21 protein-coding genes are annotated in these 23,893 nt (G+C 58.0%); 10 read left to right on the top strand and 11 right to left on the bottom strand.

Annotated features, from left to right (window positions below; all coding sequences use genetic code 11):
- Window positions 1-47: 47 nt before the first annotated feature.
- The 4 genes from ACQZ63_RS10585 to ACQZ63_RS10570 all read right to left on the bottom strand — a co-directional run bounded on the left by ACQZ63_RS10585 (window position 48) and on the right by ACQZ63_RS10570 (window position 5,467).
- Complete coding sequence (locus ACQZ63_RS10585; protein ID WP_019566436.1) at window positions 48-1,922, bottom strand: sigma-54-dependent Fis family transcriptional regulator; 1,875 nt, start codon at window positions 1,920-1,922, stop codon at window positions 48-50.
- Between the two features lie 109 nt (window positions 1,923-2,031).
- Complete coding sequence (locus tag ACQZ63_RS10580; protein ID WP_019566437.1) at window positions 2,032-2,445, bottom strand: hypothetical protein; 414 nt, start codon at window positions 2,443-2,445, stop codon at window positions 2,032-2,034.
- 147 nt (window positions 2,446-2,592) lie between these two features.
- Complete coding sequence (locus ACQZ63_RS10575; RefSeq protein ID WP_026330969.1) at window positions 2,593-3,486, bottom strand: lytic transglycosylase domain-containing protein; 894 nt, start codon at window positions 3,484-3,486, stop codon at window positions 2,593-2,595.
- Between the two features lie 196 nt (window positions 3,487-3,682).
- Window positions 3,683-5,467 (bottom strand): methyl-accepting chemotaxis protein, encoded by a 1,785-nt coding sequence (locus ACQZ63_RS10570; RefSeq protein WP_003517811.1) that lies wholly within the window; start codon window positions 5,465-5,467, stop codon window positions 3,683-3,685.
- A gap of 292 nt (window positions 5,468-5,759) precedes the next feature.
- Here ACQZ63_RS10570 and ACQZ63_RS10565 point away from each other — a divergent pair, with 292 nt between their 5' ends.
- The 10 genes from ACQZ63_RS10565 to ACQZ63_RS10520 all read left to right on the top strand — a co-directional run bounded on the left by ACQZ63_RS10565 (window position 5,760) and on the right by ACQZ63_RS10520 (window position 15,539).
- The gene (locus tag ACQZ63_RS10565; RefSeq protein ID WP_019566439.1) at window positions 5,760-5,945 is read left to right on the top strand and encodes a hypothetical protein; all 186 of its coding nucleotides are present in this window, start codon (window positions 5,760-5,762) and stop codon (window positions 5,943-5,945) included.
- Complete coding sequence (locus ACQZ63_RS10560; protein WP_026330970.1) at window positions 5,911-6,384, top strand: VOC family protein; 474 nt, start codon at window positions 5,911-5,913, stop codon at window positions 6,382-6,384. The genes ACQZ63_RS10565 and ACQZ63_RS10560 overlap by 35 nt, the downstream gene beginning before the upstream one ends.
- Before the next feature lie 260 nt (window positions 6,385-6,644).
- Entirely contained in the window at window positions 6,645-7,988 is a 1,344-nt protein-coding gene (locus ACQZ63_RS10555; RefSeq protein ID WP_003517816.1) for an extracellular solute-binding protein, read from the top strand.
- Window positions 7,989-8,063: 75 nt separating this feature from the next.
- On the top strand, window positions 8,064-8,954 hold the full coding sequence (locus ACQZ63_RS10550) for a carbohydrate ABC transporter permease (RefSeq protein ID WP_003517818.1): 891 nt from the start codon (window positions 8,064-8,066) through the stop codon (window positions 8,952-8,954).
- Between the two features lie 10 nt (window positions 8,955-8,964).
- Window positions 8,965-9,852, top strand: coding sequence for an ABC transporter permease subunit (locus ACQZ63_RS10545; RefSeq protein WP_113556253.1), 888 nt, complete (start codon window positions 8,965-8,967; stop codon window positions 9,850-9,852).
- A 41-nt stretch (window positions 9,853-9,893) separates the two neighbouring features.
- The gene (locus ACQZ63_RS10540; RefSeq protein ID WP_113556279.1) at window positions 9,894-11,015 is read left to right on the top strand and encodes a sn-glycerol-3-phosphate import ATP-binding protein UgpC; all 1,122 of its coding nucleotides are present in this window, start codon (window positions 9,894-9,896) and stop codon (window positions 11,013-11,015) included.
- A gap of 453 nt (window positions 11,016-11,468) precedes the next feature.
- Window positions 11,469-12,797: an LLM class flavin-dependent oxidoreductase gene (locus tag ACQZ63_RS10535; protein WP_113556254.1), complete on the top strand. Its 1,329-nt coding sequence runs from the start codon at window positions 11,469-11,471 to the stop codon at window positions 12,795-12,797.
- A gap of 149 nt (window positions 12,798-12,946) precedes the next feature.
- Window positions 12,947-13,942 (top strand): aliphatic sulfonate ABC transporter substrate-binding protein, encoded by a 996-nt coding sequence (locus ACQZ63_RS10530; protein ID WP_003517827.1) that lies wholly within the window; start codon window positions 12,947-12,949, stop codon window positions 13,940-13,942.
- Window positions 13,939-14,808, top strand: a complete 870-nt coding sequence (locus ACQZ63_RS10525) for an ABC transporter permease (RefSeq protein WP_112751699.1) — start codon at window positions 13,939-13,941, stop codon at window positions 14,806-14,808. The genes ACQZ63_RS10530 and ACQZ63_RS10525 overlap by 4 nt, the downstream gene beginning before the upstream one ends.
- On the top strand, window positions 14,805-15,539 hold the full coding sequence (locus ACQZ63_RS10520; RefSeq protein WP_013761384.1) for an ABC transporter ATP-binding protein: 735 nt from the start codon (window positions 14,805-14,807) through the stop codon (window positions 15,537-15,539). Before ACQZ63_RS10525 ends, ACQZ63_RS10520 begins: the two co-directional genes overlap by 4 nt.
- A gap of 25 nt (window positions 15,540-15,564) precedes the next feature.
- On the opposite strand, the gene ACQZ63_RS10515 is transcribed toward ACQZ63_RS10520, so the two are convergent.
- The 7 genes from ACQZ63_RS10515 to ACQZ63_RS10485 form a co-directional block, all read right to left on the bottom strand.
- Window positions 15,565-16,392, bottom strand: coding sequence for a carbohydrate ABC transporter permease (locus ACQZ63_RS10515; RefSeq protein ID WP_113556255.1), 828 nt, complete (start codon window positions 16,390-16,392; stop codon window positions 15,565-15,567).
- The gene (locus tag ACQZ63_RS10510; RefSeq protein WP_003517835.1) at window positions 16,389-17,273 is read right to left on the bottom strand and encodes a carbohydrate ABC transporter permease; all 885 of its coding nucleotides are present in this window, start codon (window positions 17,271-17,273) and stop codon (window positions 16,389-16,391) included. Before ACQZ63_RS10510 ends, ACQZ63_RS10515 begins: the two co-directional genes overlap by 4 nt.
- A gap of 67 nt (window positions 17,274-17,340) precedes the next feature.
- Entirely contained in the window at window positions 17,341-18,615 is a 1,275-nt protein-coding gene (locus ACQZ63_RS10505; protein ID WP_113556256.1) for an extracellular solute-binding protein, read from the bottom strand.
- 78 nt (window positions 18,616-18,693) lie between these two features.
- Window positions 18,694-19,767, bottom strand: coding sequence for an ABC transporter ATP-binding protein (locus ACQZ63_RS10500; RefSeq protein WP_112681987.1), 1,074 nt, complete (start codon window positions 19,765-19,767; stop codon window positions 18,694-18,696).
- Window positions 19,768-19,774: 7 nt separating this feature from the next.
- The gene (gene arfA, locus ACQZ63_RS10495) at window positions 19,775-21,286 is read right to left on the bottom strand and encodes an arabinosylfuranosidase ArfA (protein ID WP_112681988.1); all 1,512 of its coding nucleotides are present in this window, start codon (window positions 21,284-21,286) and stop codon (window positions 19,775-19,777) included.
- A 122-nt stretch (window positions 21,287-21,408) separates the two neighbouring features.
- Window positions 21,409-22,338: an ArsR/SmtB family transcription factor gene (locus ACQZ63_RS10490; protein ID WP_113556257.1), complete on the bottom strand. Its 930-nt coding sequence runs from the start codon at window positions 22,336-22,338 to the stop codon at window positions 21,409-21,411.
- A 168-nt stretch (window positions 22,339-22,506) separates the two neighbouring features.
- Entirely contained in the window at window positions 22,507-23,799 is a 1,293-nt protein-coding gene (locus ACQZ63_RS10485; RefSeq protein ID WP_003517844.1) for an ABC transporter substrate-binding protein, read from the bottom strand.
- Window positions 23,800-23,893 lie beyond the last annotated feature (94 nt).

The raw sequence follows: 23,893 nt of genomic DNA, 5'->3' as shown, positions 1-23,893 counted from the left end.
GGTTCCGTGCAACAGGTGTTGCAATGGTCGCACCGGTTCGGACGCAGTCAATTCAGGCGTTTGAGACGGCGGTGAATGGTGGAGCGGTTGACGCCGAGGCTTCGCGCCAGCGCCGAGACGTTGTTGCCGCAGTCCTTCAGCGCCCGGCGCAGATCGTCGTCATCGCGCAAAGCATCATCGGTGGCGACTTCGGCAAAGAGGTGTTCAGGCAGGCTACCCGGATCGATCTTGCCGCCATCGGAAAGCGCGGCTGCAACCCGCAGTGCATTGAAGAGTTCGCGCAGATTGCCCGGCCAGTCATGGTCAAGCAGAATTGCCCGTGCCGCCTTATCGATCCTGTAGGTCTCGCCGTTTTCCTTCTCGATGCGGCGGAGAAACTGATCGATCAGCCAGCCGAGATCCTCGCGCTCCCGCAGCGCCGGCAGCGTCACCGTTGCGGCGTTCAGGCGATAATAGAGGTCCTGCCGGAAACGGCCTTCCTTCACCAGCTCGGCAAGATCGCGGTGCGATGCGGACAGTACTCTCAGACGCACCGGCTTGGCTTTCAATGCGCCAACCGGCTGCACCTCGTTTTCCGAAAGCACGCGCAACAGGCGGCTTTGAAGAGAGAGCGGCATGTCGCCAATCTCATCCAGGAACAAAGTGCCGCCACTTGCCTCCTCGATGAGACCGCGCTTGCCCTTCTGGCTGGCGCCGGTGAAGGCACCGGGTGTGTAACCGAACAATTCGGATTCGATCAGATGCTCCGGGATTGCCGCACAATTGACGGCAACGAAATTACCGTCGCTGTTGCAGCTGTCATGGATCGCCCGTGCTAGATATTCCTTGCCGCTGCCCGTCTCACCCTGAATGAGGATGGGAATATCGCGGGCGGCAAGCTTTGCTGCCCGTGCCTGCACCTTTTCCATCGCCGGATCGCCGTTGCTCATGTCCCTCAGCGCTCGCGGCAAGCGTGGCTCAGGCGTGACAGGAGCGCGAATGCTGACGGCGGGCGCGATCGCGCTGGCAAAAAGCACCAGACCGTTGCGGGCGCGCAAAAGCCGCTCGCCATTCGGCCGCCCGCGCATAAAGCGCGGCAGGTCGTCCACATCGATATCGAAGACCGAGGAAATCGGCTGGCCGAGAAAATCGCGGGTGGCAAGGCCGTGCATGTTCATGGAGCGCGCCAGCGCCCCGAAGCCACCATGGGTCATGCCGGTGATACGTCCGCTGCCATCAAGGGCGATCGCCGCATCGGGATCGACGTCAAGAAACTCAGGTGAACGGGCAAGACGCAACACCCAGTCATTGCGGGTGCGGGTCATGAGATTGGCAAGCTCGATGCGCCGCGCGGTGGAGGCAACGAGATGCAGCGCCAGTTGCTGGCTGGCCTTGGCCGTCGGCGAGCGCAGCTGGGAAATGTCGAGCACGGCGGTGAGATCGCCGAGCGTATCGAAGACGGGCGCCGCAGTGCAGGTCAGCCCGATATGGCTGGTATCGAAATGGTCATCCTGATGGATGATCACCGGCTCGCCGGAAACGAGGCAGGCGCCAACGGCGCAGGTACCGGCCCGGTTTTCCGACCATTCCGAGCCAAGGTAAAGCCCCGCCCTCCGCAACTGGTTGTCGAAGGTCGGGTCGCCCATGAAATCGACGGTAACGCCGCGGGCATCCGACAGCAACAGGACGTAATTCTGCTCGGCAATCTGGTTGAACAGGGCTTCGAGACCGGAGCGGCCGATACGGATGAGCTCCTCGGCCTGCTCGCGATGCTCCCGAAGCTTCAGCTCGGGCACGATATAGGCTTCCTGCGCGATCGTTGGGTCGAGCTTGTAGTCATTGAGGCAGCGCAGCCAGGACTGGATGACCGGCGTATCACGGGGGCTGACCGCGCCCATGCCGACACGTTCGATCTCTCGTATATGCGACAGCGTCGATACCATGCACGCATCCTCCGGCACGGATGGTCGCATATTAGGAGATCGCCCACAATCCACCTCTTACGGTGGTTCGGTCGTTCGAAGCGATGTAACAGTCTCGAATGCGACCGCCTCAGGTGTTTGGGCGATTGATAATGTTCTCGCAATTGGCCGGATTGCCGATGATTTCGCTGGTCTTGATGGTGGAAGCGGGATCCGCGGTGATCTTGATGATGCAGTCGCGGCGATGCTCCTTGATCTTCATGCCTTCCGTTTCCGATATCCGCACCTGCCCGTTCAAGGTGCGGATTTCCCGCTTGTTGGAGAGGCCGGCATAGGTCTCAACATCCACCTTCAGCCAATAGGATTCCGTCGCGCCCTTGTCGATGATCACCTTGTTAGGACGGCCGAGTCTGGCGATAGCCGCATCCAGGGGCTGGCCCACGAGGCTCGCCACCGTTTGCGATGCGTCCGTCTGCCCGGTCGTGGCGCACCCAGAAATGGCGGCCAGCACGCCGACCAGACATCCCGTTTCAAGCCATCTCATTTTCAGTTTTCTTCCCTCACAGAATACCATCAGCCGACACGTTCCGTCGTCAGCGTTGCAATCTAGGCTCGATAATTTTGCTCTGAAAGGAGGTGCGACCCAGATGCTGATCAACTTGTTATGATCGACAGGGTCATACAGGTGTTCTCATCTGTTGCGGAACACGGTGCAGGGAATGCCGGCCTGGCGGATTTCGCCGCAAAGCTCGTTGGCCTGGGCGCGTGTATTGCGGCCGATGCGGGCGGCATAACGCGGGCGCGAACCGAAATTGCCGCCTCGCTGCCGCACGATCAAAGCCCGCTCGGCATTAAGCGGCCCGGATAGTTGGCCAATGGCGCGGGTAAAAAGCCGGTTCGCCACCGCCGGATTATAATGGGCGGCAAGCTGCACGCCCCAGGGCGCCCAGTCGGCCGACGAGATGAGGACAGGATCGTTCATCGTTCGCGTATCGGCCAGACGCAGACAGGCATCGATGAAGGAGCGGGTCTCATCCAATGCCGGGGCCGCCTTTTCCGGCGGATTGTCCTTCCATTTCTCAACCGGATATCCCGTTATCGCAAACACATAATCCCGGGTTTCCGTCGGCAGCCGACCGGTCGCGATAAAATTCCGCAATCCCGCCTCGCCCGCATTATAAGCTGCGGCGGCGAGACCGAAATTGCCAAACTGCGTATTCAGCTCGGACAGATACCGGGAAGAGGCCTCGAGTGCGGCGATTATGTTGAAGCTGTCTTTGAGACCGCGCAGCTTTGCGGTTCCAGGCATGAACTGTGCTATGCCTTCCGCGCCCTTCGGGCTGACCGCATTGGCCCGGAACAGGCTTTCCCGCCAGATGAGCCGGGCGAAATAATCCGGCGGAACGGCGTGGCGCCCGGCCAGAACCTCGATGGCGTGACACAGGTCGTTATTGTAGCTTTCGACACGGATGCACAATTCCGGCGCGACATCATGGGTGTAGGTGCAGGAGACTTTGCCATCGGCCTTCTCCTCGGCCCCGGTCGTGCCACTGGCAAGCGCCAGCAACCACAGAGCAAGACTCACGCAGCGTGTCGATATCCCCGCCAAGCAAAACTCCCCGCAAATCCCACGCCCGATACGCCGATTATCAGGCATTCTGCAAGATATGCCCAGACCTACGGCTCTTCTTCAATGGAAGCTTCGGTTTGGGCCTTGCCGAGGCTTCCATGCGTCCAGAATAAAGGTCGCATTTCCGCGTCGGCAAGGCCATCTTGTGTGCTTAGAAGTCCTGCCAATCCTCATGTTCGACGGCGACTGCAGCGGAACCGCGCACCGCAAGCGGGCGGGATGCCGGGCGACGCGGAGTGGCAAAGGTAGCCTGCTGCTCGAAGCCGCTCCGCGACGACGATGTCGAGTGCGATGCGTCATCGAACCGGAATTGCCCTAAAAGCTCAAACAACGCTGCCGCTTCCCGTGCAAGGCTGTGGCTGGCAGCCGTCTGCTCCTCAACCATCGCGGCATTCTGCTGCGTTCCCTGGTCAACGGTGTTGACTGCCTGATTTATCTCGGCGAGCGCGGTCGACTGTTCGCGCGCGGCATCGACGATCGCTACGACATTGGTGTTGATGTCGCGCACCTGTTCCGCGATTTCCTGCAAGGCAGAGCCCGCTTTGGTAACAAGGCCAACGCCGTTTTCAACCTGCGTGCCAGACGCGTTGATCAGGCTCTTGATTTCCTTTGCGGCAGTCGCCGAGCGTTGCGCAAGTTCGCGAACTTCCTGCGCGACCACGGCAAAACCCTTGCCTGCTTCGCCTGCGCGGGCAGCTTCCACGCCTGCATTCAGCGCAAGCAGATTGGTCTGAAAGGCAATCTCGTCGATAACGCCGATAATATTCGAAATCTCACGCGACGATTTTTCGATCTGGTCCATGGCACTGATCGCATCGCGCACAACCTGACCTGAATGTTCGGCATGGTCGCGGGCACGGCCAACGATTTTTCCAGCCTCTTCCGCCCGGCGGCTTGAATCATTGACGGTGGTGGTGATTTCCTCGAGGGCTGCAGCCGTTTCCTCGATAGAGGCGGCCTGCTGTTCCGTACGTCTGGCGAGATCGTCGGCCGCGGATCTTATTTCATTCGACCCCGAAGAAATGGCGCCGGCATTTTCAGAGACCAGCGTCATGGCCTTCTTGAGCTTTTTCGAGGCTGCGTTGAAGTCGGACCGCAATCTTTCAAGCGAGGGGATAAAGGGTTTGTCGATGCTCTGCGAAAGATCACCGTCAGCCAGATTGGTCAGGGACTGCGCGAGCTTTTCGACATTTTCAACACGTCCAGTCACGTCGGTGGCAAATTTGACGACCTTGAACACCTTGCCGGACAAATCGAAGATCGGATTATAGGAGGCCTGAATGAAAACCTTGCGACCGCCCTTGCCAAGCCGCATGAATTCATCCGCCACCAGATCGCCGCCGGCAAGCCTTTTCCAGAATTGCGCATATTGCGGGGACTGTGTGTAGGCGGGTTCGCAGAACATCGAATGATGCCTTCCCTGCACCTCGGCGAGCGAATAGCCGAGCGCCGCCAGAAAATTCTCGTTGGCCGTCAGGACCTCGCCGTTAGGAGAGAACTCGATGATGGCCTGCGCCCGCGACAGGGCGTCGATCTTGCCCGCATCTTCCGCCGCCTTCAGCTTGCGCTCGGTAATATCCGTGGCGATCTTGACCACTTTCACCGGCTTGCCGCGACGATACACCGGATTATAGGAGGCCTCGATCCAGACTTCCCTGCCACCCTTGCCAATGCGCTTGTACTGCCGCTGATCGAACTGGCCGGCCGAAAGCTTTGACCAGAAGGCCTTGTAGTCCTGCGATGACACGACTTCAGGTTCAACGAACATGCTGTGATGTCTGCCGACTATTTCCGCCAGCTCGTAACCGAGCGCACGACAGAAATTCTCGTTGGCGGCGAGAATCTTTCCGGCCATATCAAATTCGATGATGGCTTGAGATTTGGAGAGCGCGGCAAGAACCGCGAAAGCATTGGCACCACGATCAAGAAAACTCACGCGCGATCCTCCGATGGCAGCTGGACAGTTTCTACTGAAAATCGTTCACCAACAATATGATTACATTATTAAATAATATTTAAGGATAATCTTGACCTTGATCACGCGAGTTGATGGTAAGGGCGAAATTTGGGCAATACGCGTCTTCCTGCCGCAAAAATCTGCATATTGGGTCAAGCACGCTCTTCACGTTACAAAGAGACATTGTTTCATATTTATTCTTCAGAACGGGCGCGGCTGGGCCCGGCATGATGCCTATCGCCGAAGGGTGAGGCGCTGGATTTAAATATCCATGCGCGTCGTGTTTGATCATCGCGCCGGCACCGTCATGACGCACAACCTTTATTCCTTTGCAAAATTGCACCTTCCCGCCTCCTTTCGGAACGATCGGCGCATGGCGACATTGTTTACCGAATGGGGCTTTCTTTTGGGAGGAACACGCCGTGAAGAAGAACATGATCTGCATCTGGTACGATAGGGATGCCGAGGCCGCAGCCAGATTTTATGCCGAGACCTTTCCCGACAGCACCGTCAATTCCGTCTATCGGGCGCCGGGCGATTTCCCCTCCGGCAAGGAGGGGGACGTGCTGATGGTGGAATTCACGGTGGCAGGCGTCTCCTGTATCGGCCTCAACGGTGGGCCGACATTCAAGCACACCGAGGCTTTCTCGTTCCAGATTTCGACTGAGGATCAGGAAGAGACGGACCGATACTGGAATGCCATCGTCGGCAACGGCGGAGAAGAAAGTGCCTGCGGCTGGTGCAAGGACCGATGGGGCATCTCCTGGCAGATCACCCCGCGGGTGTTGATGGAAGCAATGTCTGCCGGCGGCGCCGAGGCCAAACGTGCCTTCGCGGCAATGATGGATATGAAGAAAATCGACGTCGCCACCATCGAAGCGGCACGTCGAGGTTGATGCTAACAAGTCATTCAGCGACAAGTAGCGAAGAAAGACATTTTAAGTAAAGAACTGAAAAGCAACGGAAAATCAGATAAAACCCGTTTATCTGATTTTCCCTGGACGCCTATGCGTACCTGTATCTTCACTCATCACAAAACGTTCAACAAAGTGTAAGCGATCCGTCAAAGACGGCTGCTAGCAGAGCCCGTGGCTTCGTGTTGGGGACGTGACGTCCTCGCCGGTCATGCCATTACTCCATCAACGGGGCTCAACTTATGAAATCTTCCGCTCTGACCTCTTTCGTGGCAGGCGTTGCCATTGCCGCCGCCTTCGGCGCCACGGCTGCCCACGCAGAAAAGACCAAATTCGAATTCTGGCACGGCCTTTCCGGCGATCTCGGCGACCGCGTTCAGGAAACCTGCAAGAAGTTCAACGACTCCCAGGCTGAATTCGAAATCGTCTGCACGTCGCAGAACGACTACGACGCCACGCTGCAGAACACCATTGCCGCCTACCGCGCCAAGAAGCAGCCCGCCATTACCCAGATCTACGATGCCGGCACGCTGGACATGATGTTGTCCAAGGCTTTCGTTCCCGCCAAGAAGCTGATGGCCGACAACGGCTACAAAATCGACTGGAACAACTATTTCCCCGGCATTGCCAATTATTATGCAACGGCTGACGGCGAGCTGAACTCCTTCCCCTACAACTCCTCCACTGCGGTCTTCTATTACAATGTCACCGCTTTCGAAAAAGCCGGCATCACCTTCAAGCCCGACACATGGGAACAGGTTGAAGAAGCCGCCCGGAAGCTCAAGACGGCCGGTTTCGAATGCCCGCTGGCCTTTAATTTCGACACCTGGATGCTGATGGAACAGTTCTCTGCCATCCACAACCAGCCAATCGCCACCAAGGGCAACGGTTATCAGGGCCTCGACGCCGAACTGACGATCAACAAGACGAAGTTCGTTGATCAGGTCAAATTCTTCAAGAAGATGCAGGACGAGAAGCTGTTCGTCGTCAAGACCAAGCAGCTCGGCATGGACATCCTGCCCGCTTTCACCTCGCAGACCTGCCAGATGTTCATGTCCTCGATTGCGGGCCACGGGACCGTCGGCAAGACCATGCCTGAGGGCGTGAAGTGGGACGTCGCCATGCTGCCGATCTGGAAGGGCACCGAGCGCCACAACTCGCTGGTTGGCGGCGCTTCGCTCTGGGTCATGGCTGGTCGTCCGGAAGCTGAATACAAGGGTGCGGCCGCATTCCTGAACTTCATCGCGCAGCCTGATATGGTTGAGTGGTGGTCGACCGTTACCGGCTACATCCCGGTCACCAAGACCGGCTTCGACGCCATGAAGGCCAACGGCTTCTACGACAAGGCGCCTTATAAGGGCCGTGAAAAGGCAATCGAAAGCCTCACGTTTACGCCGCCTTCCGAATATACCCGCGGCATCCGCCTCGGCGGCTTCACGCAGATCCGCAAGGAAGTCTCGACCTCGCTCGAAGCCATCTTCATGCAGAACGCCGATATTCAGACCGAACTCGACAAGGCTGTCGAGCGCTCGAATGCCGGCCTGCGCCGCTTCGAAAAGACCTATGCCGGCGCCAAGCTGAACTAAGCGGTCCTTTTCGCCTGGGTTTGCCCGTCTCCGCGCGGGCAAACCCTTAATGCCATTTTCTGTTTCGGATATTTCATGGAAAAGCGCGCCGTTTTCAAAAGCACATGGTTGCCGCTGCTGTTCGCATTACCGCAGCTGGCACTGATCCTCCTGTTCTTCTACTGGCCCGTGGCGGCGGTGATCAACTGGGCCTTTACCCTCCAGCCGCCCTTCGGCGGCGCGGCGGAATTCGTTGGTTTCGCCAATTTCCAGGAAGTCTTTTCTGATCCATTCTACTGGCATTCCGTTACCGTCAGCCTGATCTTCGCGACCGTCGGCCCCTTCGTCGCCATCCTCATCGGCCTCACCCTGGCGCTCTCCGTCGACCGCCAGCTTCCCGGCTCCGGATTTTTCCGGGTTCTGTATATCCTGCCCTTCGCCATCGCAGGTCCCGCCGCAGGCATGGCCTTCCGCTTCATCCTGTCGCCGGAACGCGGGTTGGCCGCTTCACTCAACGCCGCCTGGCCAGATATCTGGAACCCGGCGAAATACGGCGAACATGCACTGGCGCTCGTCATCGCCATCTTTATCTGGAAATGGGCGGGCTACACTTTCATCTTCCTGTTTGCCGGCCTGCAATCCGTGCCCCGTTCGCTGACGGAAGCTGCGGCGATGGATGGCTCCGGCCCGATCCGCCGCGCCATAGACATTCAGGTGCCGTTGCTCGCACCCACGCTGTTCTTCCTGATGGTGACGATGATGACCGAGGGTTTCGTCGGCCAGGACACGTTCGGCATCGTGCATTCGCTGACAGCGGGCGGCCCCAACCGCGCCACCGATGTGATGGTTTACCGCATCGTCACCGAGGCCTTCGAAGGGCTGAACTATTCCGGCGCCTCGGCACAAACCATCGTCCTCATCGGCCTCATCATGGTCTTCACCTTCATCCAGTTCCGCTTCATCGAGCGGCGCGTCCATTACAAGTGAGGCCTGAGAGATGATACAGCGCACGCCCTATGCCGACGCCCTTACCTATGTGGTCATGGTCGCGGGACTTCTGCTTCTTATCGGCCCCTTCATCGTGGTATTGGCAGGCGCCAGCCAGACGGTGCAGCAGGTGAACCACACGCCCTTCAGCTTCATGCCGCAGGGCGAGCTTTTCAAAAATCTCAGCACCGCCTGGAACCGCGCCAATCTGGGCAACGCCATGTTCAACAGTCTGGTGATGGCCTCGCTGGTCACTGCGGGAAAGGTAGCCCTTTCCGCTCTGACCGCCTTCGCCATCGTGTTTTTCCGCTCACCGCTGAAACACCTGTTTTTCTGGTCCGTCTTCATCACGCTGATGCTGCCGCTCGAAATTCGCGCCGTTCCGACCTATGCCGTGGCAGCGGATGTGTTCCAGCCGTTCCGTTACCTTATAGCGCTGGTAAGCGGTGTCGAAGTCAACGTCGAATGGAACCTGCTGAATTCCTATGCGGGCCTGTCGCTGCCGCTTGTCGCCACCGCCACCGGCACCTTTCTCTACCGACAGTTTTTCATGACCCTGCCTGATGAACTTGCGGAGGCGGCGCGCATGGATGGCTCCGGCCCCGTGCGTTTCTTTTTCGACGTGCTGCTGCCGCTCTCGCGCACCAACATGCTGGCCCTCACCACCATTCTCTTCGTCTCCTCGTGGAACCAGTATCTGTGGCCGCTGCTGATGGTCACCGATCCCTCCTACAAGACGGTGATGATGTCGTTGCGTGCCCTTTTGCCTTCGGAGGACGGCACGCCGGACTGGAACGTCACGCTTGCCGGTTCCCTCATCATCATCATGCCGCCGCTTCTCGTCGTGGCGTTCCTGCAACGCTGGTTCGTGCGCGGTCTCGTGTCATCCGACAAGTGACGACGCGACGCGTGGCTCTCAACAACAAGGTTCTTAATATCATGGCTCAGATCGATATTCGGCAGGTCCGCAAATCCTATGGCAAGACCCCGACCCTGCACGGCGTGGATCTCACTTTCGAAACCGGGGAATTCGTCGTCATCCTCGGCCCCTCGGGCTGCGGCAAGTCCACACTTCTGCGAATGATCGCTGGGCTGGAGGATATCACGTCAGGTGAAATCGCCATTGGCGGGCGCGTCGTCAACACGCTGGAGCCGCGCGAGCGCGGTTGCGCCATGGTGTTCCAGAACTACGCGCTTTATCCGCATATGACGGTATCAGGCAATATCGGTTATGCGCTGAAGGTCGCAGGCGTTCCCAAGGCTGAACGTCTTCGCCGCATCGAGGAAACGGCCAAGATCGTTGGCCTTTCCGACTATCTCGAACGCAAGCCCGCCGCCCTTTCCGGTGGCCAGCGCCAGCGCGTGGCCATGGCCCGCGCAATCATCCGCGAACCGCAGGTATTCCTGTTCGATGAACCGCTGTCCAACCTCGATGCAAAGCTGCGTGTGACGATGCGCGCCGAAATCCGCAAACTGCACCAGCGCCTGTCGGCCACCTCCGTCTTCGTCACCCATGATCAGGTGGAAGCCATGACGCTGGCCGACCGGCTGGTGGTGATGAACAAGGGCAATGTGGAGCAGGTCGGTCATCCGCTCGATATCTATCACCGCCCCGCCAGCACCTTCGTAGCCTCCTTCATCGGCTCACCGGCGATGAACCTGTTCAACACGCGGGTGGAGGTCGAATCTCCATCCGTCATGCTGGGCGGCCAGCCGGTGAAACTCTTCCCCGAGACCGCGCTGGAGCTGCGCGGGCGCGACGTGACAGTCGGCATTCGCCCTGAACAATGCCTGGTCAGCATCGAGGGTGCGGGCGTGCCCGCAACCGTGGACTTTGTAGAAGAGCTGGGTTCCGGCCGCATCGTACATGCGGAAATCGCCGGCGAAACTTTCTCCGCAGCCATCGGCGAAGATCTGTTGGTCAAACCCGGCCAGCGCATCCACTTCGAACTGCCCCCGGCCCACCTCCACTTTTTCGATCCGGCCACCGGCAAGCGCATCGAAACGGAGGGTGCCGTCGAGACAACCCGCATCGGCAACGAAAAGCTGCTGGCAGTTTGATGGCGGACGTTTGAGCACGGATCAGTCCGGCGCGGTTTGGGGGTGTCCCAACCACGCCGGATCTCCAAACGACGTTTTCGATCTCGAACGACGATTTCGAAATCATCCAGTACATTAGCTATATCGACCAATATTTTGAATTCACGCCATTTTCTCATTAAAATCATTGCGCGAAATACGTCGAAATTTGCTTGGCGATCACAACGTGAAGCACATCGCTTGCCGGATATCACGTCAATACGATGAGGCAAACCCGTTGCAGGCAAAGCGATCTTGCGAAATGAATGATTTCAGGAAAAATCTTTCTGTTTGGAAATCATAATCGCAATAGTCTTTGCCGCACCGAGCCGCCAGCAAGGCTATCGTCGCGATGAGGACCGAGCCGGTCTTCGATCCTTGGCGGCCGACAGACAAAACGCTCGGGTCAAAACTTCAACGAAAGAGTGAAGCCCAATGGCAAACGATCGCAAACTGCATCTCGGCGCCTTCATGCGGCCCGTCAGTCTTCACACGGGTGCGTGGCGTTATCCCGGATCCTTCCCGGACGCGAACTTCAATTTCGGCCATCTGGCGCGATTTGCGCAACAGCTTGAAGCCGCGAAATTCGATGCATTTTTCATGGCCGATCATCTGGCGGTGCTGAACATGCCGACGGAAGCACTGCGCCGCAGCCATACCGTCACGTCGTTCGAACCCTTCACCCTGCTTTCGGCGCTCGCCGCCGTCACCTCCCGCATCGGGCTGGTTGCCACCGCCTCCACAACATTCGATGAGCCCTACCACGTAGCGCGGCGTTTCGCCTCACTCGATCACCTCAGCAATGGTCGCGCCGGCTGGAACATCGTCACCACAGCGAATCCGGATGCGGCGCTTAATTTCGGCCGGGACGAACAGCCTGACCACACGGAGCGTTATGGAAGAGCGCGGGAATTTTACGACGTCGTTACCGGGCTGTGGGATTCCTTTTCCGATGATGCCTTTCTCCGGGATGTCGATAGCGGGTTGTTCATTGACCCTGAAAAAATGCATGTGCTTAATCACAAGGGACCGGAATTTTCCGTGCGCGGTCCGCTCAATATAGCGCGTCCGGTGCAGGGCTGGCCCGTCATCGTTCAGGCCGGGGCTTCAGAGCCGGGGCGCCAGCTTGCAGCCGAAACTGCCGAGGTCGTTTTTGCGGCAACACCCACGCTTGCGGCGGGAAAAGCGTTCTACAGGGACGTCAAGGACCGAACCGTTGCGGCAGGCCGTTCCCGCGACGGCATTGTCATCCTGCCGGGCGCTTTCGTTCTGGTCGGCGATAGCGTGGAAGAAGCCAAGGCCAAACGCGCCAGGCTCGACAGCCTCGTCCATTATGAAAGCGCGATAGCCTCGCTTTCGATTGCGCTCGGCCACGATGCTTCGAGTTTCGATCCCGATGGCCCCTTGCCTGACATTCCCGAAACCAATGCAAGCAAATCCAGCCGCGAGAGGGTGATCGAACTTGCAAGGAGCGAGGGGCTGACGGTGCGCCAGCTGGCGCAGCGGCTGGGTGGCTATGGGGGTCTCGCATTTGTCGGCACGGCAAAAACCATCGCCGACGAGATGGAACAATGGCTATACGAAGAGGGGTCGGATGGCTTCAACGTCACCTTCCCGTTCCTGCCTGCCGGACTTGACGATTTCACGACCCTGCTTGTGCCCGAACTGCAAAGGCGCGGCCTGTTTAGAAAGGACTATGAGGGAACGACATTGCGCGATCATCTCGGTTTGCAACGCCCGGCCAATCGTTTTTTCCCTGAATAACGCGCCGTCGCGCCGATCCGGCCAGCGGTAGGGAGATTTTCCACGCCCGCCCTGAAGTTTGGCATGAGGTTCCAGAAGGCTGGATTGACCTCATAAACGCCGGCCCATACCCTTCAAATACACAAATTACATAAATTAGGTACACTATTATGAAGGCTAAACATTCTCGCCGCCAGATCCTGAAACTCAGCATTGCCGGGGCTCTCGCAGCACCCTTTGCCACGGGCAGCGCGCTGGCCCAGAGCTCACAGGAGTTTCCTGCTGAGCTGAAGCTGGATTGGGGATTTTACTCCTCACACACGCTGCTGATAAAGAACAAGGGCTGGCTTGAGGAAGCGTTCAAGGATGTCGGCACCAAGATCACCTGGGTACAATCCCGCGGAAGCAACAATTCGCTCGAATTCCTGAAGGTCGGCTCGACGGATTTTGCCGGTTCGGCAGCACTTTCCGCGTTTCTGGCCCGCGCCAATGGTGTGCCGCTGAAGGTGATCTATGTGGCAAGCTGGGGCGGTTCTTCCATCATACAGGTTCGCCCGGATTCGCCGGTCAAGACCGTCGCCGATCTCAAGGGCAAAACCATTGCAGTCACCAAGGGTACCGCGCCCTATTTCACCCTCCTGCGCGCCCTTGCCCAAAACAAGCTTTCGATCGATGACCTCAAGGTCGTGAACCTGCAGCATCCGGAAGGATTCAACGCGCTTCAGCAGGGACAGGTTGATGCATGGGTCGGCATCGATCCACATACCTCTCAGGCAGAACTTGCCGGTGACAGGGCGATTTTCGATGAGCGTAGCTGGCGTGACGGCAGCGTCTTCAGCGTTTCCGAGGAGTTTCTGGCGAAATACCCGAAAGCGGTCGAACGCCTCCTTGGTGTCTGGGTCGAGACACAAAGATGGATCCGTGAAAACAACGGCGAATTCATCGATTTCGTCACGAAGGTCACCGGCAACGATCCCCAGATCACCAAGCTGACGATCGAAAAGCGCGACTGGAAGGATCCCGTTCCGGGCGAGGAACTGCTGAACTCGATCCGTATCGTGACCCCGTTGCTTGGCGACGATGTGCTGCGTCCTGGCGTCAATGTCGACAGCGTCCTATCGTCGCTGATCGATCCGGCACCGGCGAAAAAGGCGCTGGGAGCATGAATTCTCATCCGCGCGAATTTCAGCGCGTGAAGCAGACTACGAAACAACTCCCTGCCCGACTGCCGTTCGTGCAAAGAGTGGGGAATTTCCTGGGACGGTTCGACCTGCGCGGCGCGATCGTGCCGGTCGGCTCATTGTTGCTGCTGGAATTCTTTGTGCGCGTGGGCTGGGTAAGCCCCTATGTGCTGCCGCCGCCCTCTGAGCTTTATGACACGTTTCTAAGGCTCGCCGAGGGTCCTTTGTGGACGAATGTCGCAGCCAGTACCGCCCGTGTCTTTGTCGGCTTCGTCATTGGCTCCCTTCTTGCAATCGTCGTCGGTTCGCTGGTCGGGCTGGTCGTTGCCGCCGAGCGTTACCTTGAACCGACGTTTCAGGCGCTACGCGCGGTTCCGAGCCTCGCCTGGGTGCCGCTGCTGATGATCTGGTTCGGCATTGGCGAAACCTCGAAAATAGTGCTGATCGCCAAAAGCGCGTTTTTCCCTGTTTATCTCAACCTCTTCTCCGGCATCCGAAATGTCGACCGCAAGTTGGTGGAAGTGGGCGAGATGTATCGCCAGCCGCTGCCAGTGCTGGTTTGGCGGATTTTCATTCCCGCCTCCTTGCCGCATCTGTTCACGGGCTTGCGTTACGGCCTGTCGCTGGCCTGGCTAAGCGTTGTCGCAGCGGAACTTCTGGCGGCTTCCGAGGGCATCGGCTACATGCTATCCGATGGGCGCGAACTCTCCCGACCCGATCTGGTGATGATAGCGATTATCTGCCTTGCCGTCCTCGGCAAGATTTCCGACAGCCTCTTCAAGATAGTCGAGGAACGTTGCCTCAGATGGCGCGACACTTATCCCCTTCAGCAAGGAGGGCGCCTGCGATGAGTTTGCTCAATGTCGATGTTCGCGAAAAAGCCTTCGGAGACACGGTTGTCCTTCAGGATATTCACCTGACGCTCGGCGATGGTGAAGCGGCGGTTCTTCTCGGACCAAGTGGGTGCGGGAAAAGCACCTTGCTGCGCATCGCCGCCGGCCTCGACCGGCATTTCTCAGGCGCTGTGAAGGTTCAGCAGGCAAAGGAAGTTCAGGCATCGGACTCACCGCCCATCGCCTTCGTCTTTCAGGAACCCCGCCTGATGCCGTGGCTGACAGTTGCCGAAAACATCGGTTATGCGGCCGGCAAGAAATATGATGTCGAGCGGGTAGAAGGACTGATCAACGATGTGGGCTTGAGCGGCCATGGCAGCGCGTTACCGAAAGCCCTTTCAGGCGGCATGGCGCAGCGTGTCGCCATAGCAAGAGCGCTCTATACCCGGCCGCGCATCTTGCTGCTCGACGAACCCTTCAGCGCGGTCGATGCTTTCACGCGGATGAAATTGCAGGACCTAGTCCTGAAACTCGTCGAACAGCGCGGCATTTCCTTCCTGCTCGTCACCCACGATATTGACGAGGCGCTTTATCTCGGTGACCGCATTTACATGATGGGTGCCCATGACGGCCGTATCCAGCAGCGGATAGAAGTGGACGAGCCGCGCCCGCGCGACAGAAGGTCGCCGCAACTCGCCACCCTCAAGAACGAGGTGCTGACTGCCCTACACAACGCTCACGTCATCTGACCGGCACCGGCATCTTTCGCCGCCCTCACCCTTTCACGCCGGACGAAATCATGATGGCTTCCGTCACGCGCCGCTGGAAGATGACGTAGGCGACGATGACCGGCAGAGCCGCCAGCATGGCAATCGCCATCAGGCGTGCATAAACGATGCCGAAGGTGTCGTTGACCTGCGTGATGCCGACGGGGATCGTCATCATGTTTTCGGACGTGATGACGAGGAAAGGCCAGAAGAAGGCGTTCCACACCGTAATGAAGGTCACGATCGCCATGGCGGTCGTAATGCCCCAGTTCAGCGGCAGAAACACCTTGAACAGGATCGTGTATTCGCCGCCACCATCCAGAACCACCGCCTCCCGCATCTCCTTGGGCACGCTGTCGAAGAACTGCTTGTAGACGATGATGACGATTGGCGTGATCAGCTGCGGCAGGATGATGCCCGCCCAGGTATTGATGAGGTTGAGGTTCTTCATCAGGATGAACTGTGTCACGACAAGCGTCTGCGCGGGCACCATGAAACTCGCGAGCACGATGCCATAGAGCAGTCGCCGTCCCGGAAAGCGGATCTGCGATAGCGCATAGGCGCATAACATCGAAATGATGAGCACAGAGACCGTGACGATCGCGGCGGTGCCAATGGAATTCACGTACCAGGTCAACAGCCGCGTATTGAAGATGGCATTCACATAGGCACCAAACTGGAACTCATCAGGCAGTAGCGACGTGTTGCCCGCAACATTCTCGTCCGAGCGCAACGACGTCACGAACCCCCAGTAAAGCGGGAAAATCCATACCAGTGCTGCCGAAAATGTCAGCAGGGTCAGGACGACGTTCTCAAGTCTTTTGGTCAGGCTCATGAATTCCTCCGGATGCGTAGCAACTGGAACTGGAGAACGGATACGATGACGATCAACAGGAAGAGCACGGTCGCCACGGCCGATGCATAACCGCCATTGTTCATCTGGAAGGCTTCCCGGTAGACCTTGAGGAGAAGCACGAAACTGGAATTGAAGGGTCCGCCGCCGCTCAAGAGGTAGATCTGGTCGAATATCTTCAATTGCAGGATCAATTGCAGCGTCAGGATCAGCGCGGTCACCGGCCACAGAAGCGGCCATGTGACGCGCCGAAACTTTTGCCATGTCGTTGCGCCATCAAGAGCTGCGGCCTCATAAAGCTCGGTCGGAATGTTTCGCAAGCCGGCAATGAAGAGCAGAACGTTAAAACCGTTCGTCCACCAGATGGTGACGACAGCGACCATCGGCATGACCCAATTGGGGTTCTTGAAAACCGCGACGGGTTTGCCCGCCAGCAACGAAATGACCGGTTGGAGAATGCCGAACTGCAAGTCGAGCATCCAGGCCCAGATCTCAGTGACGACCGAAACCGGCAGGACATAAGGCAGGAAAAACAGGCTCATGGCGATTGTCTGCTTGATGCCGGACAATCGGCTGACCGCAAGCGCAATCAACAGGGCGATGACCGTTGTTGGCACCACCGTCAGCAGCACGAAATAGCCGTTATTCTTGAGCGAGGTGACGAACAGGCGGTCGCTCAGCAATTTTATGTAGTTCTGCAGGCCGACCCAGTTGCCGTCGCCGATAAGCGGCGCATCCGTGAAGCTGATGCGTATCATCTCGATCAGGGGGTAAAGAAAGAACGTGGCGAAGACCACGATGAATGGCGTCACCATCGACAGTGCGATCAGCGACTTCTTGCGCCGGTTTTCAATCATAGCCATGGAATGCCTCCGGGACCTCCCGCATTGCACGCTGCCCTCCGGCTGACAGCCAGAGGGCAGTCACGGATTACTTGAGCTTACCCTGAAGCTCGGACTTGATCTGCTCGACCGCATCCGCGCCGCTCATGTAGCCCTGGATGGCCGGAGCGATGATATTAAGCGCCGCATCGTAAGCGGGTGAGGCAACTCCGGTAATCGTGGTCTTCGGATCGAACACTGCCGCCTCCGCCAGCGAGGCATATGTGGCATTCGGCTGCATCGCCTTGTATTCGCTGCTTTCGGTGATCGATTTATAGGCCGGAATATGCCCCGCATCGGCCCAGCTGATGGCGTGTTTTTCCATCCAGCCAATAACCGTCATGACAGCGGCGCGTTTCTCGCCGGAAACGGTCTTGTCACCCTGATTGGGGATCGCAAAGGCGTGCGAATCCGCCCAGGTGGCGCGCTTGCCCATGAAAGGCGGAACTTCCACAGCGCTCCATTTGAAGCCGAGCTTGCCGTTCTTTTCCAGATCCTTGTAGGTCGGAACTTCCCAGACGCCATTAAGCTGGAAGGCGGATTTGCCAGCGGAGAAGAGAGCAACGGACGCAGGATATTCCGCCTGCTCGGGCGCCCATCCGTTTTCCCGCCATTTCGACATGGTATCGATCGCTTTGGCAGCCTTTTCGGCATTGTCGCCGGCAAGCACCTCGTTATTGGTGACCAGCTCGCCGCCCTGTTGTGAGAACAGTGTATAAAAGACACGCCAGACACCGGCTTCGCCACCCGACTGATAGGTAACCGGCGTCTGAACACCCTTGTCCTTCCCCCAGGCCAACGCCTTTTCGAAATCCTCCATCGTCTTGATACCGGTCAACTTACCCTCGGCATCGAGATAGGGAGACCCCTTCAGAAGATCGGCGTTGTAATAGAGAATAAGGGCATGGATATCGAACGGCACCGCATAAAGCTTGCCGTCGTGGGTTGCTGCCTCGACGGGTGCGCTGAAAAAGTCGCTGGTCTTCAACCCGGCATCATCAAGGTCTTTTGTGGTAATTTCGCTCAATACTTTTTCATCAAGGCCGAGCGGCGCGCGCGACAGGTGATAGGTCATGACATCAGGCCCCTCACCCACGGCCGACGCCGTGCGCACCTTTGTATAGAACGGAACGCCCCACTCTAGCGTCGTTCCCTTGATCTGAATGTCAGGGTGTTCCTTGTTGAAGGCAGCAATCAGCGCTTTCATGCGCACGCCGTCGCCGCCCGACAGAAAGTCCCACCAGACGATATCCTGCTTCGCCAGTGCCGGCAGGGCGCTCAGGCCCAGAACCGTACCAACAAGCAATGTCTTGATCAGTCGCATCGTTCACTCCTCCCGTTTGTTGGAAACACCCCGTTCAAGGGGCGGTCTGCTACTGCATCGAAAGGCGCCTCCTCGCGCCTATCGCAACCTTTTGCCGTCGCTGCCGAAAACCATGATGTGATCGGGCGAAGCGCTCAGTGAGACGGACCGGCCATCCAGCCGCTCGCGCGAGCCCTGCCGCTGCACGACAAGTTCTTTCCCGGCACGCGTTCGGGTATAGAGATAGGAAAGGTCGCCAAGCTCCTCCGCCACCTCGACATTGACAGGCAAAGCACCCTCTTGCGTGATCACCAGATGCTCGGGCCTTATGCCGATTTCGACCCGCTGACCGGGGGACACCGGATGCGAAAGCCGGACTTCGAGGTGCTTTTCACCACCTTCAGGCGCAAGCATAACGATGCCGTCCCGCTGCCCGACGATGTCGGCAGCAAGGAAATTCATCGCGGGCGATCCGATGAAGCCAGCGACAAAACGATTGTCCGGATCGTCGTAAAGGGTGAGCGGCGCGCCGGCCTGTTGCACGATGCCGCCCTTCAGCACGAAAATCTTGTCCGCAAGCGTCATGGCCTCCACTTGGTCATGCGTGACGTAAATCATCGTGGCGCCGAGCTTGCGGTGAAGCCGGGTCAGTTCCAGCCGCATCTGCACGCGCAGCTCCGCATCCAGGTTCGACAGGGGTTCATCGAAGAGAAACACCTTCGGCTGTCGCACGATCGCGCGGCCTATGGCCACGCGCTGCCTCTGGCCGCCGGAAAGCTGCGATGGCTTCTTGTGCAGATTGTCCTCGAGCTGGAGGATGCGGGCAGCTTCCCCCACCCTCTCATTCACCTCCGCTTTCGGACGGCGGGCGAGACGCAGGCTGAAAGCCATGTTCTCGAACACCGTCAGATGCGGGTAAAGCGCATAATTCTGGAAGACCATGGCAACGCCGCGATCCGCCGGCTCGACAGCGGTGACGTCGCGCTCGTCGATGGCGATGTGACCGCCGCTGGTTTCCTCAAGACCGGCGATCATGCGCAACAGGGTGGATTTTCCGCAACCGGATGGCCCCACGAAAACCGCGAAGCTGCCCGTCGGAATCTCCATCGAAACGTCCCGGATGGCTGCAAAGGAGCCGAAGGACTTGGCGATATTGCTGAGACGGACACCCATCACCGCCTCACTGAACCTTCACGCGCAGAACATGATAGGACAGCGCCGGCACAGAGCCTTTGAGCGCCCCATCCTCGACACCAATGCCGCTGCCCGGCACTGGCACGACGCGGTCAGGTTGATCCGGACCGTTGCCGATCCTCAGATCATATCCCGCCATGGAAAGATGCAGGCTGAGTGACACAGGCGAAAAGCCGGTGAGACCGACATTGAGCTCTGCTGCTTCGGTCAGATGACGATTGAGGACAAACAGCGTCACCACGCCCTCGTCCTCATCAAACACGCCGGCGACATCGAGATATTTGACGTCATCGGCCGCGTTGCAGTCGTAGGTCGGGCAATCGACAGCAATGTTCAGTGCAACGCCGCGACCATAAAGCGAGGCGAACTGATAGGGGTAATAGATGGTCTGGCGCCATGCCGGTCCGTTCTTTTCAGCGCGGATGGGGGCGATGACATTGACGAGCTGGGCAATGCAGGCGATGCGCACCCTGTCCGAGCGACGGATGAACTCGTTGAGCAACCCGGCCACGAAGAGAGCATCCTCGAAATTGTAGGTTTCCTCCAGAAGTGCAGGCGCTTCCGGCCAGTCCCAGCTCTTGATGCGTTTACCGTCGTCTTCGCGGATATGGTACCAGACATTCCACTCGTCGAAGCAGATGGAGACATCGTTCTTGGCGCGCTTCTTGGCTTTCACGTAATCGATGACACCGGCGATAGTCTGAATGTAACGCCCTGTTTCTTCGATCTTGCCGAAGTAATTCAGCGTGTCGCGGCTGTTATTGCCGAAATATTTATGCAGTGAGATGTGGTCCACATTCTCGTAGCATTCTTCCAGCACCTCGCGCTCCCATTCGGGATAGGTCGGCATGCCGTCGTTGGAACTTCCGCAGACGATTGCCTCGATGGTGGGGTCGAAACCCTTGAAGGCTTTCGCGGTTTCGTTGGCCAGCCGGCCATACTCCACCGCCGTCTTGTGGCCAATCTGCCAGGGGCCGTCCATCTCGTTGCCGAGGCACCACATCTTCACGCCATGCGGCTTTTCGGCGCCGTGGCTGCGGCGAAGGTCGCTAAGCTCGGTGCCGCCGGGGAAATTCACGTATTCGAGAAAGTTGCGGGCATCATCCAGACCACGGGAACCGAGGTTGACGGCGAGCATCATCTCGATGCCTGCCATCGACGCCCAGTCTGCGAACTCGTTGACGCCGATCTGGTTGGTTTCCTTGGAGCGCCACGCAAGATCAAGCCGCACGGGCCGTTTGTCACGGGGGCCGATGCCGTCTTCCCAGCGATAGGCCGAAACGAAGTTGCCGCCGGGATAGCGGATCGCCGGAATTTTCAGATCCTGCACGAATTTCAACACATCCTTGCGAAAGCCGTTTTCATCCGCCTGCTGATGGCCGGGCTCGTAAATCCCGCCATAGATCGCCCGCCCCATATGTTCGATGAAGGCGGAATAGAGGCGATCGTCGATACGCCCAATCTGGAAGTCCCGGTGGACTGAAACCCGCGCTTTCATAGGCTCTCCTCCCATGCGCATTTATATCTTAAAATATGATATAAACCATATTTCATAATATAGTTGCCAATGGAAGCCGCGCCTGTCAACCGCGAAAATCATACTTTATGAAATTGGCCCGATCAGTCTGCGGTGCGTAGACGCAATACGATGTCCTGATCGTAATTCCCAAAGCCCCGGCCGAAGATGTTGAGCCCGCCCGGATGCTTTGCATCCGCCTTTACCTCGATCCGCAAGCGGATTGAGCGGTGGCTGGACAGATCGATGTCCGCAAGCGTCACATCGGAAATGCGCGTACCATCGACATAGGTTCCCTGGGCAGTAATACGCCAGGTTTTGAGCATTCCATACTGCGAGCCGGACAGTTTCCACCAGTCGGGCGTAAACGTACCCCGCTTGTCGCCGAAATCGCCGGGCGAGGTCCAGACCCCGATCTCCTTGCCGTTGACGGAGAGGGTAATGTCTGACGGCCAGTTGCTGTGCGTTCCTGGCACCTCGGAACTGACCTCCATCGAAAACTCGACTTCCTCGACGTTTCGCCCCTGAATCTTGGCATTATTGGGGAATTGATACTCGACATGACCCGATGTGAACCACAAAAGTGCAGTCTTCATGCGGTCGGGATCCATGAAGGTATCAGGGACATCCAGAAGTCCGATAACGCCCTCCGGCGAACAGATGCCGCAAGGCGCGGTCACCGAACTCTGCGTATAGAGGCCGAGCGGCATGGCGACGGCAATGTAGTTGGATACAGCCGGCGTCTCGGGGCTTCGAAACGAAACGATAAGCTCGTCGCAGGTCGCAAAACAGATTTTCTGGCTGCCCTTGCGCGCCTTGCGCGTTTCGGTTCGCAGCAGCCCCGCCTCTTCAAGAACGGTCACACCGGCCGACACGGTGGACTGGGGAAGGTCCAGCCTCTGCGCGATCTCGTTGACATTGAGACCGTTGGCCTCGTGCAGCAGCTTCAATATCTGCACACGGACCAGCGACGCCGCCGCCTTCAAAACATCGAATTCTTTTTCAGCGTCAATAAGCAGGAAATTGGGAGCCATTGTCTAATCTTCAGATTTAGCGATCTAGATCAGAATTTCTGGCTTAAATATTTTATGCTGTCCAGCATTGTTTGTCGGGTCGATATATTCAAAGTCAGACACGCAAGGAATGATTGCGAATGGAGGCAGCGCAGGCGGTTTCGATACCGCATGCGCTACCTCTTTTCCTTACCCGCGCTTGCGCAACGTGCGGGTGCCGGTATCGACAAGATTCTGCGCTGCCTCATCCACAGTGGCGCGGCCAAAGGCGAGTGAGTCGGCAATCGGACGCATTACCCCACGGTCGAACTCATTGGCGCCGATGGGGGCAGGCTCCGGATAGGTATCGAGCTTGCCGGACAGGCTCTCGATGTAATCGACCGTCTTGCGTTCAGTCTCGTTGAGGCTTGGCAACACAGCTTCGCGTACCTTCTTCGCCGGCGGCACGCCGCGTTCGACGCCAAGAACCTTACCCGCTTCCAGATCGTTGACAAAGAAGTTGATGAACTTCGCCGCAGCTTCCGGAGTGGTGGAGGTGGACGAAATGCACCAGATAAGCCCCGGCCGGTAATAATGCCCGGTCGGTTTTCCCGGCCCCTCACCCGGCAGCATGCCAATGGACAGCGTCTTCTTGTTGAGCGCCTGGTAACCGACAAGCTGGTTGGAATAGGCAAAGCCGATTGCGGAATTGCCAAGGGTCAGCGCGTTGGATTCGATGGTATTGTCATCGCGCGTCTGGATATCGGCAGAGACGCAAAGCTTGTTCTCGCGCAGATCCTCCCAATAGGCGAACCATTCCTTGGCATCTTCCTTGTTGAAACCGATGGTGCCGTCCTGGAACAGGAGCTTGCCGCGCTGGCGCAGCCAGACATCGAAGACGTAGTGATAACGGGCGCCATAGGGCACCGCCCAATAATTACGACGCGCCGGAGCGTTCTTCTTGAAATCGCGCGCCAGTTCCGCCAGCGCCTTCCAGGTGATCTGCTCCTTCGGCACGGAGACGCCGGCCTCCTTCAGCGTCTCTGCATCATACATCATGCAGAACGAATTCAGCCCGAGACCGACGCCGTAAAGCTTGCCGTCGATGCGGCAAAGATCCACTTCGCTTTTGCCGAAATTGGAAAGATCAAGCGACGAGCCGACAAACTGGTCAAGTTCCATGCAGGCGCCACGGCCGGAATAATCGGCAATGGTGGAAGGCTCGAGCTGAAAGATATCGGCGACGTTACGTCCCGCCATGGACGTCGCAAGCTTGGTCCAATAGTCGGAACCGGCGATCATCTCGCCGCTGATTACCGTTTGTGGATCTGCCTTCTGGTAGAGGGCAATCACATCATTGGTGCGCTTGTTGCGGTCAGCCGAACCCCACCATACGCAACGAAGCCGGGTTTCGGCTGCCATCGCGCGGAAACCGCCCGCCGCCGCGCCAAGACCTGCCAGTGCCGCCGTCACCAAAAATCCACGTCTGTCGATAGTTTGCATCTGCTCCTCCCGCGTTTTGCAAGTTTCTCATTCATCACTTAAATTCTTGCAAATTTTCATTATTTGCAATATTTGCATCATAATAGAATTTTTT

Source organism: Agrobacterium sp. CG160-95 (assembly GCF_053521725.1).
This window is presented reverse-complemented; position numbering and strand designations above follow the sequence as displayed.